Raw genomic sequence first — 677 nt, 5'->3', positions numbered from 1 at the left:
AGCTCAGCCGCCTGAGAGGAAAGCTCCTCAGCAGAACTGGCCGACTCCTCCGATGCCGAAGCGTTGCCCTGCACTGCCTCATCCATTTCAGTCATGGCCGAGTTAATTTGCTGTACCCCACTTGACTGCTCCTGGGATGCTGCCGAGATCTCCACCACAAGCGTGCTCACATTATTTACACTTTCTTCAATCTTTTCCAGGTTTTTCGACACCTCTTCGGCTACCCGGGCCCCACGATTAGAGCTTTCCTGGGAGCTTTCAATAAGTTCTGATGTGTTCTGTGCCGCTTCGGCGCTACGCTGGGCCAAGTTCCGTACCTCTTCGGCCACAACGGCAAAACCCTTTCCGGCTTCGCCTGCACGGGCCGCCTCTACGGCTGCATTTAATGCCAGCAAGTTAGTTTGGAACGCAATATCATCAATCGTATCGATAATCTTCGAGGTCTGGTCCGAAGACTCTTTAATATCTTCCATAGCCTCCTTCATCCGATTCATCGCCTCAACGCCTTCTTCCACCATCGGCTTGGCTTCATTCATCGCGGTCTCAGCTTCAGCTGAGTTTTGGTCGGTCTGTTTCAGCTGAGAGGAAATCTCTTCCAGCGATGAGGTCGTCTCCTCCAGACTTGCCGCCTGCTCGCTGGCACTTTCCGCCAGCTCTTGGCTTGCTCCCGATAGTTG

1 protein-coding gene is annotated in these 677 nt (G+C 53.6%); it reads right to left on the bottom strand.

The window, feature by feature from the left end; genetic code table 11:
- Nucleotides 1-677: methyl-accepting chemotaxis protein (locus CK503_RS15925; RefSeq protein WP_255233445.1), on the bottom strand; the 677-nt coding region annotated here is incomplete at both ends.

The organism is Fodinibius salipaludis (assembly GCF_002287075.1).
GTDB classification, from domain to species: Bacteria; Bacteroidota; Rhodothermia; order Balneolales; family Balneolaceae; genus Fodinibius; species Fodinibius salipaludis.
The sequence above is the reverse complement of the archived record's forward strand: the minus strand, read 5'-3'. Positions and strand labels throughout refer to the sequence as shown.